Raw genomic sequence first — 18072 nt, 5'->3', positions numbered from 1 at the left:
CAATGTGCCAACGCTATTTGGTGACACGGTCATAATAGACCATATCCGCATTTAGACCTTGTTGATAGCCTTTTACATTATCTCGCAAAACAACTTGTGCTTTGGCTTGGTCGATAAAGATATAAGGTGAATTTTGTTGCAGTTCTTGTTGCATTTGAGTGTAGAGCGCCGTGCGCTTGGCGGGATCTGCTTCGGCGACAGCGGCTAATGTCTGTTTATTCAACTCGGGGATCACCCAGCCATTTAAACCGGCAACTGTGCTGCTCTTACCGTCGTTATAAGCAAAAGCGCTGGCATTGGAGTGCGCATCGAAATAATCCGGGATCCACAGGCGGATAGCCGACTGATGCTGCTTGGCACGCACGCGACCATAAACCTGACTACCTGCTGCTGGCAGCAATACCAATTTCACGCCACCCTGTGCAAAGCTGGCTTGCAGTGATTGGGCGATGGTAATAAACGGCGGTTTATTCTCCACATCCAGTGTCAATGTGGCATCTTTAATACCGGCTTTTGTCAGAATTCCTTTTGCCTTAGCGGGATCAAAAGTAAACGGATTGCTTTCTAGCGCGCCCGGTAAACCAACAGGTAAGAAGCTTTGATGCACAAAATACTGGCCTTTGAGCAAGTCTTTGGTAATGCCTTGATAATCCACTAAATAACGGGCAGCTTGCCAAAACTCGGGTTTACTCAACAGTGGGTTGGCTGGATTGGCGGTGTTAAAGACCAAATAGTTTTGTTCCGCAGAGGGGATCTCAACCACTTTTACGCCAGCTTGTGTTTTAAGCGCTGCAGTTTGGTCCGGCCCCAATTCACGGGCGATATCGGCATCACCTTGCTGAATCAGCAAGCGGCGAGCACTTGGATCTGGCACGTTTTTGATGATGATATTTTTAATCTGCGGTTTATCGCCAGGTGATGTTGGATTGGCATCCAATACGATGGCCTGATGCGGCTGATAAACACGCATTTTGAACGGGCCACTACCAGCTGAATGCATTTTCAACCAGGCATTACCATAGTCGTCTTCTTTCACATTGGCGGTTACGGCTTTTTTATCCACAATCGACGCAATCGGCGTTGATAAAATATTCAGGGCCACCGCTGGGCTGACATCCGCACTCCAGCTCAGTTGCACGGTATTGTTATCAATCTTCTTCAGATTTTGTTCGATATTATTCGGATCCCAGCCCAGTACGTTAAGAATGAAGGCCGGTGAGCGATTCATTTTGACTGCACGGGTGAATGAGTAAATGACATCATCGGCTTGCACTGGATTACCGGAGGAGAATACGGCTTTTGGGCGTAATTTTACGGTAAGTGTTTTTGCGGCGGCGTCGCCTTGCCAGCTTTCAGCCAGCACCGGAACGACTTTTGCTGGATCATCACGATCAGCCTGAACCAGACGCTGATACAGACTTGGAACTGTTTGAATACTAGACAGTTCATTGCTTTCTGCCGGATCAAGGCTGACGATATCATCTAGGGATTGTACGACGACCAGAGTATCAGGTGGTGTTGCTGCCAGTGCGCCACTCGATAGTGCTGTCAAAATCAAGAATGACAGAATTTTAGCTTTCATTGAGACTCCCTGAAGATGGATTAGCGCCATTATGCTGTTAATAGATATTGCGGGTGATAGATAGTTACACCAATAGGAAATTATTGTTTTTTCGACTATTTCATCGCAGTTTCTCACGATAATGACTTTGCTGTCTGTGGTCAAAGTCTCAACAGTTATTTGTTATAACAATTAGTGATAAAGAAATATTACAAAAAAGTAATGATTCTGAGGAAATATCGACAAGGAGATGAACTTAGTCAAGAAATACAGCTTTCAATATGGGTATGAATAAATGTTAGAAACCTCCCACTAAATATAGGTGGAACTGGTTATAATGGAACGTCATTTCATTTTACACCCCAAATGATGCGAGTTGCTGGAAAGCGGCAAGAGAAATAATCCCAATGAGCTTACTGTGATGAGTGATGTGGGTTATTGAGCGTAGCCAACACACATGCAGCTTGAAGCATGAAGGGTCTATTTGTACAAAAGGGAAAGCCATGATCACCGGAAATATTCATCATTTGGAATTGTTGCCTTATCTGCCTGCGGAATTAAAAGACGCCATTGAATATGTGAAAAAAAATATCACCCCAGAAACCCCATTGGGTAAGCATGATATTGATGGCAATAATCTGTTCGTATTGATATCCAATGACAGCACTGACTATCTGGAAAACCGCCGGGCGGAGTATCACGCTAAATATCTGGATATCCAGATCGTGCTGGCTGGAGTTGAGGGGATGACGTTCAGTAATTTACCTGCCGGTAAACCTGATACTGACTGGCTTGCAGATAAAGATATTGCCTTTTTACCCGCAGGTGAGCAGGAGAAGCAGTTTGTGATGCAAACCGGTGACTTCGTGGTGTTTTATCCAGGGGAAGTACATAAGCCATTGTGTGCGGTGGGTGAGCCTGCCAATGTGCGTAAAGCCGTTGTTAAACTGGCAGTGAAATAACCTATTTTACTTGCCGTTTTGAATGTGGCCAGTGCTCGCCGCCGTTGCGGGCTACATGTACGCTCCGTTTGCCGTGCGCTGTCCGTGTTCAATCTGCCTTCACCAATAACGCCCATTGGGTCGAAAAAAGGCCAAACAATAACTGTATTGGCCTTTTGCTATGCTAACTATTCTTATGCGTGACTGAGGGTGGCGACCATCACTGCTTTGATGGTATGCAGACGGTTTTCAGCCTGATCGAACACAATGCTGTGGGCGGATTCAAACACTTCATCAGTCACCTCCATGCCACCCGGTAGGTCATAAAGTTCAGCCATTTGTTTGCCGACGGTAGTTTGGTCGTCGTGGAATGCGGGTAAACAGTGCAGGAATTTAACCTGCGGGTTGTCGGTCAGTTTCACCACATTCATATTGACCTGATAGGGCTTCAATAGGGCAACGCGCTCTTGCCATACTTCTTTCGGTTCCCCCATAGAGACCCAAACATCGGTATACAGGAAATCAGCGCCTTTTACACCCTCGGCAATATCTTCAGTCAGGGTAATTTTACCGCCAGTTTTTTGTGCCTGAGCCTGACAAACCGCGACCAACTCGGCCTCTGGCCAGCACGCTTTTGGCGCAACCAGACGTAAATCCATCCCGACCAGTGCTGCGGCCTCCAGCATTGTGTTGCCCATGTTGTTGCGCGCATCACCAAGATAAGCAAACTTCATTTCACTGAGTGACTTACCCGGTAAATGCTCCTGCATGGTTAGTAAATCGGCTAACAACTGGGTGGGGTGGAACTCATTTGTCAGTCCATTCCATACTGGCACACCTGCAAATTCAGCCAGCGTTTCAACTACCTTTTGGCCGTGACCACGATACTGAATACCGTCATACATGCGGCCTAATACTCTGGCAGTATCTTTAATGGACTCTTTATGCCCGATTTGGCTCCCACCTGGGCCGAGATAAGTCACGCGCGCACCTTGATCATATGCGGCAACTTCGAAAGAGCATCGAGTACGGGTCGAGTCTTTTTCGAAGATGAGCGCGATATTCTTACCGACCAGTTTTTGCTGCTCAGTGCCGGATTTCTTGGCTTGCTTCAATTTAGCAGCCAATGCCAGCAGGGCCGTTATCTCGGTGGGGGTAAAATCCAGTAACCTCAAAAAGTGACGTTTATAGAACTGACTCATCTGTTCATCTCCATGTGTCCCTTCATATTCGATGCCTAGCCACAACACCAATTATTTTGGGTTTAATTGAACTTCGATATGAATTTAAATTCAATTTATACGTATAAATATTCAATTACAACCCCAATCAACAAATCTTTCTCGTTTGTAGTGGAGGCAACCGCGTGGGTGTGGGAAAATAGCAGCATACAAAGCCCATTGACTGAGGATAAAGGCATGGCAAACCGCGAAATGCTGGACGAACAACGTGACGAGACCCGCCTGATCATCGAAGAACTGCTGGACGATGGCAGCGATCCGGATGCGCTATACACTATTGAACACCACCTTTCAGCCGAGAAGTTTGAAGTGCTGGAAAAAGCTGCTGTTGAAGCCTTCAAGCTGGGTTATGAAGTGACCGATGCTGAAGAACTGGAAGTGGAAGATGGTTCAGTAGTGATGTGCTGCGATGTGATTAGTGAAGTTGCCCTGAATGCTGAAATTATTGATGCGCAGGTAGAACAGCTGATTGCACTGGCTGAGACTTGTGGTGTGAATTACGACGGTTGGGGCACTTACTATGAAGATCCTAATGGCGAAGATGACGAAGACGGCGAGTTCGATGACGAAGAGCTGATTGATGAAGATGACGACGGTAAACGTCACTAATATCCCTTTGTACTTGAAATAACAGGGTTGTTAGCTTCGTTCACTCACCCGAATTAGTTACTGATGTAAGCTCATCGGGATTTGCGCTATTGCGATTCCAACGACTTTGAGGATTTAAAATCGCAAGGTTGTTAGCCAATAATATCAGGGCGCTTGATGCGCCCTGAATAATTACAATTTTTTCAGCATAGTGACTTCACAATCCACATGGCCAGTATTGCCCATCGAACTGCCAATATGCTCAAAACCTAATTTTTCATATAAACCGATGGCGCTGGTCAGGCTGGCAGTCGTTTCCAGATAGCAGCGGCCAAACCCCTGCTGGCGAGCAAATTCCAGTGCTTGTAATGCCAACTGCTTGGCTAACCCTTTACCGCGTAATACCGGCAGGAAATACATTTTCTGCAATTCACACAGATCTGCTTCTCCGCCCGCTAAAGGGGCAACGCCGCCGCCGCCCGCAATATTACCGTCCACTTCAATCACCCAATATGCACTACGTGGCTGACTATACAGCTCATATAAGTGATCCAGATTGGGATCAGACACGGTATAGCCTTTGTCCGCGGTTAGGCCAAATTCAGCCGAAACGTCACGGATAACATTGGCGATAGCAAGGTTGTCCGCTGCGGTAATAGGGCGCACCAACAGGCGGATAGGTGTAGCTGTGGTCATGGTGTATTACTCTATAAATCGAATGGTAATAACTTAGTCATAATCTGTAATACCATTGAATGACGCAAGGAGGCAATGATAAAAAAACAGCGGGTATATTGAATATCCCGCTGTTTTGGTTTTATGAATCTCAGATTAATTACAGTGCGGCGATAACTGCCTGCTGCTCAATTAATTTCTGCTTGGCTTCAGCACAGGCCGCCATTCTTTCGCGCTCTTTAGCAACGACGGCTTCTGGCGCACGCGCCACAAAACCTTCGTTACTCAATTTACCTTCGATACGCTCAATCTCGGCTTCCAGTTTTGCCACTTCCTTGGCCAAACGATCAAGCTCCGTGGCTTTATCAATCAGACCGGCCATCGGGATCAGTACTTCAGCGCCTTCAACCAATTTGGTCACGGATACCGGGCCTTTATCACCTTCAGCTAGCAAGGTGAGGGAGGATAGGCGCGCTAACGACTGAATGAAGCTCTGGTTTTCCAGCACGCGACGCTGGGCGTCAGCACTGGCACCGCGCAGCATCACGTCCAGTGGTTTACCCGGTGCGATGTTCATTTCTGCCCGAATATTACGTACGGCAATAATGGTCTGCTTGATCCATTCCAAATCACTCAACGCTTTTTCATCAACTTGGCTGGCGTCATATTCCGGGAAAGGCTGCAACATAATGGTGTCCGCAGTAATGCCTTTCAGGGTTTTAACCCGCTGCCAGATAGTCTCAGTGATGTAAGGAATGATAGGGTGCGCCAAACGCAGCAGCGCTTCTAATACTTCAATCAGCGTATGGCGTGTGCCGCGCAACTCCGCTTCAGAACCACTGTTCATTACTGGTTTGGTCAGTTCCAAATACCAGTCGCAGAACTGGTTCCAAGTGAATTCATACAAAATACCAGCCGCCAGATCAAAGCGGTAGGTATCCATCGCTTCACGGTAGGCCTTAATGGTTTGATTGAATTCAGCCAGAATCCAGCGGTCAGCCAGTGACAGCACCATCTCGCCGCCATTCTGCCCACAATCTTGCCCTTCGGTATTCATCAGCACGAAACGGCTGGCGTTCCACAACTTATTACAGAAATTGCGATAACCTTCCAGGCGCTTCATGTCCCAATTGATATCACGGCCCGTGGAGGCCAATGCAGCTAAGGTGAAGCGCAGGGCATCAGTACCATGCGGTTCAATACCGTTCGGGAACTGCTTCTCGGTGCGTTTACGAATTTTCTCGGCCAGTTGCGGCTGCATCATGTTGCCGGTGCGTTTTTCCAGCAGCTCTTCCAGCGAAATGCCATCGACCATATCCAGTGGGTCAATGACGTTACCTTTTGACTTGGACATTTTCTGCCCTTCATCATCACGGATCAGACCGGTCATATAGACGGTCTTGAATGGCACTTGTGGCTTACCATTTTCATCTTTCATAAAGTGCATGGTCAGCATGATCATGCGCGCAATCCAGAAGAAAATAATGTCGAAGCCACTGACCACGACACTGGTCGGGTGGAAAGTTTTCAGTGCTTCGGTTTGCTCAGGCCAACCCAGTGTTGAGAAGGTCCACAGGCCGGATGAGAACCAAGTATCCAGCACATCTTCATCTTGACGCAATGCAACATCTGCACCGAGGTTGTTTTCGCGGCGCACTTCAGCCTCATCGCGGCCGACGTACACTTTACCCTGCTCGTCATACCAAGCCGGGATCCGGTGGCCCCACCACAATTGGCGTGAGATACACCAGTCTTGAATGTCACGCATCCACGAGTAATACATATTTTCGTACTGCTTAGGTACGAATTGGATCTCGCCGTTTTCGACCGCTTCAATGGCAACTTTGGCCAACGGTGCGGTACGGACATACCATTGGTCGGTCAGCATCGGTTCGATAACCACGCCGCCACGGTCGCCATAAGGCACCGTCAAATCGTGCGGTTTAACCTCTTCCAATAGGCCGAGTTTATCGAATTCAGCCACCACCGCTTTACGCGCCGCGAAACGCTCCAGACCTTGGAACTGTACTGGAATTGCATTGCTGCATGCATCGGTGGCTTCACCGTGGGTATCAAACACTTCTGCTTCTGTGCGAATATCGCCGTCAAAGGTCAAAATGTTGATCATAGGCAGGGCGTGGCGCTTACCGACTTCATAGTCATTAAAGTCGTGGGCCGGGGTGATTTTTACGCAACCGGTGCCTTTTTCCATATCGGCGTGTTCATCACCAAGGATCGGAATGCGGCGGCCAACCAGTGGCAGGATCACTTCTTTGCCGATCAGATCTTTATAACGTGGATCTTCTGGATTAACTGCAACACCCGTATCACCCAGCACGGTTTCCGGACGGGTGGTGGCGACAACCAGATAATCTTTACCTTCTGCGGTCTTCGCGCCATCGGCCAGAGGATAACGCAGATGCCACATGGAGCCTTTGGATTCGCGGTTTTCCACTTCTAAATCAGAGATAGCGGTACGCAGCTTGGGATCCCAGTTCACCAGACGTTTGCCACGGTAAATCAAATCTTCTTTATGCAAGCGGACAAACACTTCTTTTACGGCGTTGGACAGGCCTTCATCCATGGTGAAACGCTCACGTTCCCAATCCACAGAGTTGCCCAAACGACGCATCTGACGCGTAATAGTGCCGCCTGATTCGCCTTTCCATTCCCAAATTTTATCGATAAATGCATCACGGCCATAATCGTGGCGGGTTTTGCCTTCTTCTGCGGCAATCTTGCGCTCAACCACCATTTGGGTCGCGATCCCGGCATGGTCAGTACCGGCTTGCCACAAGGTATTTTTACCTTGCATACGCTGATAGCGAATCAAGGTATCCATGATGGTTTGCTGGAAAGCATGGCCCATATGCAGGCTGCCGGTCACGTTTGGCGGCGGGATCATGATGCAGTAACTTTCTTTACTGGTATCGCCGTTTGGCTTGAAATAACCCTGCTTTTCCCAGTGTTCATACAGCGGCTGCTCGATTTCCTGCGGACTGTATGTTTTATCGAGGGAAGGTTCAGCTTTATCGATATTAGACGGTGTGTTTTCCATTTTCTTTTTTAGTTCAATTAGTTGGCGGCGTTGCCGTAGTCAAGTGGAAGCCGACGCTGCGATAAGACTTATATCGGTCGCGCGCCAACTGTTTCAAATTTTCTTCGTAAGGGACGAAGTCTACCACTTCATGGAAAGCAGTGGCAAAACCTGCGAACTCTGGCAGCAGGCTAATAAGCAGATCTCGGGGGGAATTTCCACGTCGTTCCGGCCATGCCAATTCGACCGGTGCACCATATTTTGGCCCTTCACCCGCCAAATTATGAGGCACAAATTGCTCAGGCGCGCGCTGCCACAGGGCTTCGTCTAGCCGTTGGGCCTGCTCCTGACTTTCACAGGCGATCAGCACCCGTTTGCCAGCTCGCCAACGAGCAGCAGCAACCTCGCAGGCCAACGCTTCATGAGCGCGCAACTCGCCTGAGGGCGTGTCGTGTTCGAGCAAATAAAAGGTGGCGTTTTTCATTGTTTTCTCTGCACCCTTCATCCTTGAAGCGGCAGGATTGTTAGCGGCACTCACTCACCCGAATCACTGACTTAATGACTAACGTCAGCCAGCTCATCGGGATGAGTTCATTTGCTATCTACCTGCAACTTCAATGACTTTGGGTGTATATCAAATCAAAATATCAAACGATTAATCGTCGCCGTTTAACCCAGCACGGTTAAGCAGGAACTGAGACAATAACGCGACTGGCCGGCCTGTTGCACCTTTGTTCTTACCCGAACGCCATGCTGTGCCCGCGATATCCAAATGCGCCCAACTGTATTTACGGGTAAAACGCGACAAGAAACAGCCTGCGGTAATGGCCCCGCCAGCACGGCCACCAATATTGGCCATATCAGCAAAATTGGAGTCCAACTGCTCGTAGAACTCATCACTCAGTGGCAAGCGCCATGCACGGTCACCCGCTTGCTCTGATGCGCCGATCAGCTCATGAGCCAGCGGGTTATGGTTCGACATCAGACCGGTGATGTGATGGCCTAGTGCCACGACGCACGCGCCGGTTAGTGTGGCAATATCAATCACCAGTTCTGGCTCGAAACGCTCAACGTAGGTCAGCGCATCACACAGTACCAATCGGCCTTCTGCATCGGTATTCAGCACTTCAACTGTCTGACCAGACATCGTGGTCAATACATCACCGGGACGATAAGCACTGCCACCCGGCATGTTTTCACAGCCAGCCAACACGCCAATGACGTTTAACGGCAATTGTAATTCAGCCACCACGCGCATGACGCCATAAACTGTTGCGGCACCGCACATGTCATATTTCATTTCATCCATGGCTTCGGCAGGCTTAATAGAAATACCGCCAGAATCGAAGGTTAGCCCTTTGCCCACTAGCACAATTGGCTTAGCGTCAGGGTTTGGATTGCCCTTATATTCTATCACCGACATCAATGATTCATTTTGCGAGCCATGGCCAACAGCCAGATAAGAGTGCATGCCCAACTCTTTCATTTGCTGCTCGCCAATCACGCGAGTGACGATATTAGTGCTAAATGCATCAGCCAATTGGCGCGCTTGAGATGCCAGATATGCAGCATTACAAATGTTAGGCGGCATATTGCCCAGATCTTTCGCGGCTTTAATCCCTGATGCTACCGCCAGACCATGCTGGATGGCACGCTCACCGCTGGTCAATTCACGGCGAGTTGGCACGTTGAATACCATTTTACGCAGTGGACGACGAGGCTCGGTTTTATTGCTTTTAAGCTGATCAAAGGTATAAAGCGTCTCTTTGGCTGTTTCTACCGCCTGACGCACCTTCCAGTAAGTGTTACGGCCTTTGACATGTAACTCTGTCAGAAAGCAAACCGCTTCCATCGAGCCGGTGTCATTTAGGGTATTGATGGTCTTTTGGATCACTTGCTTGTATTGGCGTTCATCAAGCTCGCGCTCTTTGCCACAGCCAATTAACAAGATGCGCTCGGAGAGAATATTAGGCACATGGTGCAGCAACAGCGTCTGCCCGACTTTGCCTTCAAGTTCACCGCGGCGCAATAAAGCGCTGATGTAGCCATCACTAATTTTGTCGAGTTGTTCGGCAATGGGAGATAGACGGCGAGGTTCGAAAACGCCGACTACAATACAGGCACTGCGCTGTTTTTCCGGGCTGCCGCTCTTTACACTGAACTCCATGCACTCTCCTGAATCTTAAAGACAAAGGCGGAAGCTACCGCTAGAATGTAGCGCTCCGCAACGATCTCTCTCCGTTGTGTTAACGACGTGTGTTAACCTTAACGGCATAAGTTGTTTTGTTTTGGCGACTATAAGCATGTTCCTATAGGACACCTAAACGCTAGATGCTGTAATACTATTTTAGCTGTGAAGGTTGCCATATGATGAGAATAAATGGCGGATTAACGATGAAACTATCGATTTTCCTGCAAAAAGACAAGTTTTCACAGGCGTATTAGCGTGATCATCATTAGATATCTGGTACGGGAAACACTTAAGAGCCAAATTGCGATTCTGTTCATCCTGCTATTAATCTTCTTTAGTCAGAAGTTAGTTCGGATATTAGGCGCTGCGGTTGATGGTGAAATCCCGACGAACCTTGTTTTATCCCTTTTGGGGCTTGGCGTGCCTGAAATGGCACAACTTATCCTGCCATTGAGCTTATTTCTTGGCTTGTTGATGACGTTTGGCCGATTGTATACGGAGAGTGAAATCACCGTGATGCATGCCTGCGGCATGGGTAAGAAGTCCTTGATTATGGCCGCATTGATTCTGGCGCTTGCCACTTCGGCATTAGCGGCAGTTAACACTATTTGGTTGGGGCCTTGGTCTTCTAAGCATCAAGATGAAGTATTAAATGATGCCAGAGCCAACCCGAGCTTGGCTGCTTTAGCTGGTGGGCAGTTCAAATCCTCAACAGATGGCAATTCAGCCCTGTTTATCGGCAATGTGTCGGGCAAAGAGTTTAACCGTGTATTTTTGGCACAATTGCGGCCAAACGGTAATCAGCGTCCCTCTGTTGTTGTGGCGGACAGCGGTCATATGACTGAGCGCCCGGATGGCTCACAAGTGGTTATCCTAAACAAAGGCACTCGTTATGAAGGCACGGCGTTATTGCGTGATTTCCGCATCACTGATTTCATTAATTATCAGGCGATTATCGGTCATCAAGAAGTACAGCAAAATAACAATGTGGCCGAGCAAATGACGATGAGCCAACTGTGGCAATCTACCGAACCTGATGCTCGTGCTGAGTTTCATTGGCGTCTGACACTGATTGTTTCAGTGATCATTATGGCGTTGCTGGTGGTACCGTTGAGCGTGGTCAATCCACGTCAAGGGCGGGTATTGAGCATGTTGCCAGCCATGTTGCTCTATTTGATTTTCTTCCTGCTGCAAACGTCGCTGCGCTCTAATGCCAGTAAAGGCAACCTAAACCCGTTGGTCTGGTTGTGGGTGGTGAATGGGGCTTATTTGGCTCTAGCGGTGTTGTTAAACTTGTGGGATAGCCTACCGGCTCGTAAGTTACGTGCTCGATTGAGAGGTACTGCCTGATGTTTGGTGTATTAGACCGTTATATTGGACGGACTATCCTCAATACCATCTTAATGACCTTATTTATGTTGGTCTCGCTGTCGGGCATCATCAAGTTTGTTGAGCAGTTGCGTAGGGTGGGGCAGGGCGATTATTCAGCAACCTCCGCTGCGATGTTTACCTTACTGACGGTGCCAAAAGATATTGAGGTTTTCTTCCCGATGGCTGCGCTATTGGGGGCATTGTTGGGCTTGGGATCGCTGGCTACTCGCAGTGAACTCGTCGTGATGCAAGCCTCTGGTTTTACTCGCATGCAAATTGCCGCCTCGGTGATGAAAACGGCTATTCCGCTAGTGTTGCTCACTATGGCCATTGGTGAGTGGGTTGCGCCTCAAGGCGAACAGATGGCGCGTAACTTCCGTGCACAGCAAATGTACGGCGGTTCATTGTTATCAACGCAATCGGGTTTGTGGGCAAAAGATGGCTCTGACTTTATTTATATCCAGCGTGTGTCAGGCGACAAAGAACTGACCGGCGTCAATATTTATCATTTTGATCAACAGGATCGTTTGCTCTCGGTTCGTTACGCGGCCACGGCGACTTTTGAAGACAATCTGTGGCGTTTATCGCAAGTTGATGAATCTGATTTGAGCAATCCAAATAAAGTGACTGGCACGCAGACATTAACTGGAGAATGGAAAACCAACCTGACACCAGAAAAGCTGGGTGTGGTCGCTATGAACCCTGATTCACTCTCTATCAGTGGCTTGCACGACTACAGTAAGTATCTGCGACAAAGTGGTCAGGAGTCGAGCCGCTACGAACTGAACATGTGGGGCAAGATATTTGCACCCTTCTCTGTGGCGGTGATGATGCTGATGGCGCTGTCATTCATATTTGGTCCACTACGCAGTGTGCCAATGGGGATTCGGATTGTCACCGGTATCTTCTTTGGCTTTGTTTTTTACGTATTGGATCAGATTTTTGGTCAGTTGAGTCTGGTTTATAGCATCCCACCGGTCATCGGTGCACTGCTACCGAGTATACTTTTCCTTCTAATCAGTGTTTATTTGCTACTAAAACGGCGCTGATGGCGGTTTTTTCAGCACTTAGACTAAACTTGATGGGATAACAGTTGCATGCGGATCACAGGTAAGTATAATTCACCTCGTTCTCCGCATACTACTTCAGTGCCGAAGTGGCGAAATCGGTAGACGCAGTTGATTCAAAATCAACCGCCGCGAGGCATGCCGGTTCGATTCCGGCCTTCGGCACCATTAGTATGAAAATCAAGTCACCGAAAGGTGGCTTTTTTTTGCCTAAAATCCAGTCCCCGCAAGGCTTAGCCCCGCTTTTTCACTCAACCTAAGTCAACCTGATTCAATCTACATCAACTTACTGATGCGGGTACAACTGCGGGTATATCTCGGTTCGATAATGTTTGTACCCACACAGAACCCTTGAAAGGATACTCATCATGGCTCTGAGTGATGTGGAGGTTCGTACGGCCAAGCCTGAAGAAAAAGCCTATAAACTTACCGACGGCGAAGGCATGGTGTTACTGGTTTACCCTAACGGCTCCAAATATTGGCGGCTTCGTTATCGTTTTGGCGGTAAGGAGAAGATGCTGGCGCTGGGGAAGTACCCTGAAATATCGTTGGCTGATGCTAGGGCACGGCGTGACGAAGCTAAAAAACTACTAGCACAGGGAATAGATCCAAAAGCTGAGCAAAAGGAAGCATAAGCCGAGACTTCGGGAGTATTCACTTTCGAAACTGTAGCCCGCCAATGGCATGCCAGCAATAAGCGCTGGAGTGATTATCATAGCGCACGGGGGCTTCGCTGCCTTGAGTTGTATATTTTCCGCATATAGGAATGGCAGATATCCGTAAGCTAAAAACCAGCAACCTTTTAGCCCCTATTAAAGCTGTTGATGCTACAGGAAAAAACGATGTTGCTCAGCGCTTGCAGCAGCGTGTTACGGTTATTATGCGTTACGCCGTCCAGAACAATTACATTGATTTTAATCCTGCTAGTGATATGACTGGTGCACATACTACGACTAAGGCTTGCTATTACCCGGCCTTGCGTCCTAATCGTTTCCCTGAGTTTCTTGCTCGTCTCGCTTCTTATCGTGGCCGGATGATGACAAAAATAGCAGTAGAACTTTCATTGTTAACCTTTGTACATTCTAGTGAGTTTCGTTTTGCCCGTTGGGATGAGTTTGATTTTGACAATGCTTACTGGTGTATTCCGGCACAATGAGAAGAGGTAAAAGGGGGGCGTTACTCATATCGTGGTATAAAGATGAAAGAGGAACATATTGTGCCGCTGAGTCATCAGGCTCTGGTATTATTGGCAAAATTGAAAAAGCTCTGTGGTACAAATAAGCTCTTATTTCCCGATGACCACGACCCCGAGAAGGTCATGAGTGAAAACACAATCAACAATGCATATGGTGTATGACACAAAGACAGAAGTTTGTGGCCACGGTTTCAGAACAATGGCCCGTGGTGCACTGATTGAATCAGGTTTATGGAGCGATGACGCTATAGAATGCCAGTTAAGCCATTCTCTGGTAATCATAACCTATAATGTGGAGCTAAAAGACTAGTTGTAGCATCTTATTTTAGGGATATTGAACATCATAAAATTAAACGACTTGGTATCCCGCAATGTAGTGGGATGTATTTCAGGTAGACTTAATTATTTATAATAAGTTGTACTTAACAGGTTCTGGGAAAATTAAGTCTAGATCTCTTGAGTTTATTTTAAATAATGGTCCTTTTTCCGATACTCTACCATTTTTTGCTGAGCGTTTAATCAGATGATCCATCGTTATGGTTCCGCTTTCAAGCAAAGGCATTAATTGGTTCAAAAGGGGGGTTTTTGTATGAGTAACAGAAATTAATTGAAAGTATTCAACGCCATCAATAAATTGACTTTTAGCTTCAATCCAGAATGTTTCAGAGTGCTTTTCTTTCAATCGGTTACGAAGTAATTTACCACTCCAACTTGCTATGTGTTCTTTAAATATATTTCTGTAATCTTTATGTTCAGCGCACCATTCCTGCAAAACATCCTTTTCAACCTTGAATACTAACCCTTGGCTATTAGGCTTTCGAGTACTAATGGTACAATAGAGTTTAAAATCATCTTCTCTGAAGTAGCCAAATTTATCTAAAATATCAGCACTTTTCTTATAGGGACTTATTTCCCATTCCGCAACTTGAGCGAAAATTGTTGTTCTATTTTTTTCTGCATTACGCCCAGATTTCAGTTCAATACCTTTATAATCGGGTAACTTGCTTGAGTTTGCTTGAATACCTAATGCGTATTCAATAGACATACCTACTGCGGTATCACCAATGTGTGTCGATTTTATTGGTGCTTTTGCTAATTCTTTTAACTTATTGAGTAGTTCATTAGCAATAGAATTATGTTTAGCTAAATATAGGTCTAAAAAATACCTAATACAGCTTAGATTATTTTTTAATTCTAAATCTAAGCTAATTTCACTTAGATTTAATAAATAAATTTTATCGTTATATATGATAATAGCTATTTGGTCTCCGGCAGAAGCAAAAGAAGCTAAGTTCGAAAACCACATACGGGGATCTCCTTGTTTTGTTTTTGGCCGATATATACTGACTGTAGTGGGGGTAATATTTTCAAATGTCATAAAATTAGCATTTTTCTTTCTTCCGTGTTCTTTTGCTCCCAAGCCTTGGCTGGCATAATAATGGAAATCAGTAAGTTCAAAATGAGTTCTTACAACTTGAGTTGCATCTAATATACTTTTTTTTAACCCTGTTTTCGTTGGTTCAAAAATAGAGAATTCGATAGCTAATTGTGTAAGGACTTTTTTATTATTGTGGACTCGTAATTTTGTTGCTTCGTCAATATCTTCAGTTCGTTCCTGCTGAAGTAATTGTTGGTCATTATCATCTAAAACAACATCGGGGTCATCGATAAAAGTCTGAGATATATTAGGTGTAGGTGTTTTGATGCTAGCATCATCATCACTAGCTTTAACTACAGCTTTCCAATTACCAAAGCAATTACGTCTAGCAACAATCTCAAGTGCTTCAGCATGAGATATATTTTTTTCTTTCTTGATTTCTTTTGCTTGATTTTTAAGCTTTTTAAGTTGTGATGCAGTAATTCTTGAGGGTTGTGACATGTATAGCCTCTCTGTAATTTAGTTTCAGAAATAAATACATGCACCATTTCTTACTGCCCATAAATAAGTGATGCATAAATATTGAAACTTAAAAATTACAGAGAGGACTCGAAAGTCTTTGCTTGCTTGGGCTGAAGGCTTCTCTCTAAGCCGTAAATGGACTCTATAATTTCAGAGAAACTATGTCAATGAAATTGAAATTTAGGCCTGGACATTTCTAAATAATTCCTTTAGAATCTGTCAATTATCATCAATACTGTATATTTATATAGGCTATGAAAAAAGAAAATAAATTCAATCATATAGAGCTTTTCTCTGGGTGTGGGGGGCTTTCTCTTGGTCTTGAAAAAGCGGGATTTGAATTATTATTGGCTAATGAGCTATCGCCTATGGCAGCAGAAACATTTTCATATAACTTTTTTAATGAAGATTACCAAGATCTTGCTAAAAAAGATAAAAATCCCAAACATTCATTTTGGATCAGTAGCAAGTATGAGAAGTTATTACCTCGGCTAAGAGAAAATCCATTTGAATACCCTGAATATACAGATAACAGTAGGGTTACTGATATCCCTAAAGATATTAAAAGCTTGAAAGGTAATTTATTAATAGGAAATATTATTGAGTTAAACAAGCTTATAGAAAGCAAAGAAGAGCTGCGCCAAGAGCTACTGTCAGGTTTCTCTGGTGATGGTGTTGATCTTGTTTCCGGAGGCCCACCATGCCAAGGTTTTAGTATGGCTGGGTTAAGGGAAAAAGACAGTGACAAAAATATGCTTCCTTGGGAGTTTGCTAAGTTTGTTGAATATGTGCAACCTAAAATCGCCGTTTTAGAAAACGTAACTGGGATCTTAAGGGCATTCAAAGATAGCGATGGAAAGCCCTTTTATGCTTGGTTTGAGGTTGCAAAAGCGTTTGCTGAAAAAAAATATATTCCACTATGCTTACATACCAATGCTAGGTTTGCTGGTGTCCCACAGAATAGACCTCGCTTTATAATGATAGCAATACGCTCTGATATATTTGAGGATATAAGAAGCTCATTTGATAGTGAGAGTGTCGATTATCAATTACTTTCTTCTTCAGAGAACTTCTACAAGCTTGTTCAAAATAACCCAGATAAAGCGATTATGGGAACACTTGAATGTTATGATCCAGTGAAGAATATTTCGTTGTTTGAAGGCTCATTCTTACACCATCTCGTTGGTCATGACCTTGTGTCGGTCAAAGAAGCTTTAGATGATTTAAAGCAAACTTCTCCTGCAAAGCCATCGAAATTTGTTGAGAGTTTGAATGAAACATTTTCAACAGTGTTGTTAAAGCATGAGAAATTAAGTAACCATGATCATAGAAGTAATGGTTATCATGTTCAGCGTAGATTTCGGTTATACCAAGTAGTACAAGAAAGCCAAAGTACAACGGTAAAAAAAGAGATATTCGATATATTGAAAGGTAGCTCTTGCTCACTGTCGGATGCTGTCTGGGAAAAAGTAAAAGGCTATGAGTTTTTAAAGGATAATAATAAAATTGAATGTTTTGACTCAAAAGATAGTTTTATTGAATATTTACGGAATCATCCAACTAGGAAGCACTCGCAAAAAGCGTTAGATCCTAGTCAGCCGGCACCTGCTGCATTATCGATACCTGATGATGCATGTCATTATGATAAAAATGAATTGAGGGTTCTTACTGTTAGAGAAATGGCAAGAATTCAGTCATTCCCTGATAATTTCGTATTTCGTTCAAAAGTGACTACTGGCGGGCAGATGCGTAAATTTGAAGTTCCTCAATATACTCAGGTAGGAAATGCTGTGCCACCGTTACTAGGCATCGCACTTGGTAAATCTATAAAAGAGCTATTAGTCTCACTGAGAAATAAAAAATTATGCTAATATTAAACGTAATGGAAAAGTAATAGAGGATGTAATGGATATTATATAAACACCTAATTAATAAGGCTACTTATGCTTTTTTAGATAGTCCTGATAAAGAGCATGAGTTAGCAGTAATAGTGAAAGAGTATTTCAATGTTGATTATAAGGGTTTTGTTATTGTAGGTTCTGCTAAATTAGGCTATGGCTTAAAGCCATAACAAAAATTATAGAAATTTCACATCCAGTTTTGATACAGATTTGGCTATTATAAATCAAGGTTTGTTTATTAATTTATAATAAGAGCTTTATGATTTTACTGATGGCTTATGTTATGATTGGAATGAGACGGTTTTTCATAAAATACAACATAATATATTCATTCTGCCGATTTAGAAAAAAAAGAGAATATATGAGAATCAATTTAAATTATGTGGATAACAACTGAAAGATAA

General features: G+C 45.0%; 12 protein-coding genes, 1 tRNA gene and 1 pseudogene. 7 read left to right on the top strand and 7 right to left on the bottom strand.

Translation table 11 applies throughout. From position 1 onward, the window contains the following. Positions 1 to 13: 13 nt before the first annotated feature. Positions 14 to 1582: an ABC transporter substrate-binding protein gene (locus HUZ92_RS16620; protein ID WP_050099916.1), complete on the bottom strand. Its 1569-nt coding sequence runs from the start codon at positions 1580 to 1582 to the stop codon at positions 14 to 16. Positions 1583 to 2064: 482 nt separating this feature from the next. Here HUZ92_RS16620 and HUZ92_RS16615 point away from each other — a divergent pair, with 482 nt between their 5' ends. Further along, positions 2065 to 2523, top strand: coding sequence for a YhcH/YjgK/YiaL family protein (locus HUZ92_RS16615; protein ID WP_050099917.1), 459 nt, complete (start codon positions 2065 to 2067; stop codon positions 2521 to 2523). Between the two features lie 173 nt (positions 2524 to 2696). Here the strand turns inward: HUZ92_RS16615 and argF are convergent, their stop codons facing one another. Then, the gene (gene argF, locus HUZ92_RS16610) at positions 2697 to 3704 is read right to left on the bottom strand and encodes an ornithine carbamoyltransferase (RefSeq protein ID WP_050099918.1); all 1008 of its coding nucleotides are present in this window, start codon (positions 3702 to 3704) and stop codon (positions 2697 to 2699) included. Between the two features lie 216 nt (positions 3705 to 3920). On the opposite strand from argF, the gene rraB reads away from it, so the two are divergent. After that, entirely contained in the window at positions 3921 to 4352 is a 432-nt protein-coding gene (gene rraB, locus HUZ92_RS16605) for a ribonuclease E inhibitor RraB (protein ID WP_050100141.1), read from the top strand. 171 nt (positions 4353 to 4523) lie between these two features. Here the strand turns inward: rraB and HUZ92_RS16600 are convergent, their stop codons facing one another. The 4 genes from HUZ92_RS16600 to pepA form a co-directional block, all read right to left on the bottom strand. Continuing rightward, complete coding sequence (locus tag HUZ92_RS16600) at positions 4524 to 5027, bottom strand: GNAT family N-acetyltransferase (protein ID WP_050099920.1); 504 nt, start codon at positions 5025 to 5027, stop codon at positions 4524 to 4526. 139 nt (positions 5028 to 5166) lie between these two features. Then, positions 5167 to 8064 (bottom strand): valine--tRNA ligase, encoded by a 2898-nt coding sequence (locus HUZ92_RS16595; protein ID WP_050099922.1) that lies wholly within the window; start codon positions 8062 to 8064, stop codon positions 5167 to 5169. Positions 8065 to 8077: 13 nt separating this feature from the next. Then, entirely contained in the window at positions 8078 to 8527 is a 450-nt protein-coding gene (locus HUZ92_RS16590; RefSeq protein WP_050099924.1) for a DNA polymerase III subunit chi, read from the bottom strand. Positions 8528 to 8698: 171 nt separating this feature from the next. After that, positions 8699 to 10210: a leucyl aminopeptidase gene (gene pepA, locus HUZ92_RS16585; protein ID WP_050099925.1), complete on the bottom strand. Its 1512-nt coding sequence runs from the start codon at positions 10208 to 10210 to the stop codon at positions 8699 to 8701. 279 nt (positions 10211 to 10489) lie between these two features. Here pepA and lptF point away from each other — a divergent pair, with 279 nt between their 5' ends. The 4 genes and pseudogenes from lptF to HUZ92_RS16565 all read left to right on the top strand — a co-directional run. Beyond that, positions 10490 to 11584: an LPS export ABC transporter permease LptF gene (lptF, locus tag HUZ92_RS16580; protein WP_050099926.1), complete on the top strand. Its 1095-nt coding sequence runs from the start codon at positions 10490 to 10492 to the stop codon at positions 11582 to 11584. Further along, positions 11584 to 12654, top strand: a complete 1071-nt coding sequence (lptG, locus tag HUZ92_RS16575) for an LPS export ABC transporter permease LptG (RefSeq protein WP_050099928.1) — start codon at positions 11584 to 11586, stop codon at positions 12652 to 12654. The genes lptF and lptG overlap by 1 nt, the downstream gene beginning before the upstream one ends. Positions 12655 to 12755: 101 nt before the next feature. Beyond that, positions 12756 to 12840 (top strand) — tRNA-Leu (locus HUZ92_RS16570). A 200-nt stretch (positions 12841 to 13040) separates the two neighbouring features. Next, positions 13041 to 14138 (top strand): annotated as a pseudogene (locus HUZ92_RS16565) (tyrosine-type recombinase/integrase); the annotation flags it as partial. A 135-nt stretch (positions 14139 to 14273) separates the two neighbouring features. Here the strand turns inward: HUZ92_RS16565 and HUZ92_RS16560 are convergent. Then, positions 14274 to 15746 (bottom strand): MvaI/BcnI family restriction endonuclease, encoded by a 1473-nt coding sequence (locus HUZ92_RS16560; protein WP_145580080.1) that lies wholly within the window; start codon positions 15744 to 15746, stop codon positions 14274 to 14276. A gap of 275 nt (positions 15747 to 16021) precedes the next feature. On the opposite strand from HUZ92_RS16560, the gene HUZ92_RS16555 reads away from it, so the two are divergent. Continuing rightward, on the top strand, positions 16022 to 17638 hold the full coding sequence (locus HUZ92_RS16555; RefSeq protein WP_145580079.1) for a DNA cytosine methyltransferase: 1617 nt from the start codon (positions 16022 to 16024) through the stop codon (positions 17636 to 17638). The last annotated feature ends 434 nt before the right edge of the window (positions 17639 to 18072 follow it).

Origin of the sequence: Yersinia vastinensis (genome assembly GCF_902726565.1) — a bacterium.
In the GTDB taxonomy this organism is placed as follows: domain Bacteria; phylum Pseudomonadota; class Gammaproteobacteria; order Enterobacterales; family Enterobacteriaceae; genus Yersinia; species Yersinia vastinensis.
The sequence above is the reverse complement of the archived record's forward strand: the minus strand, read 5'-3'. Positions and strand labels throughout refer to the sequence as shown.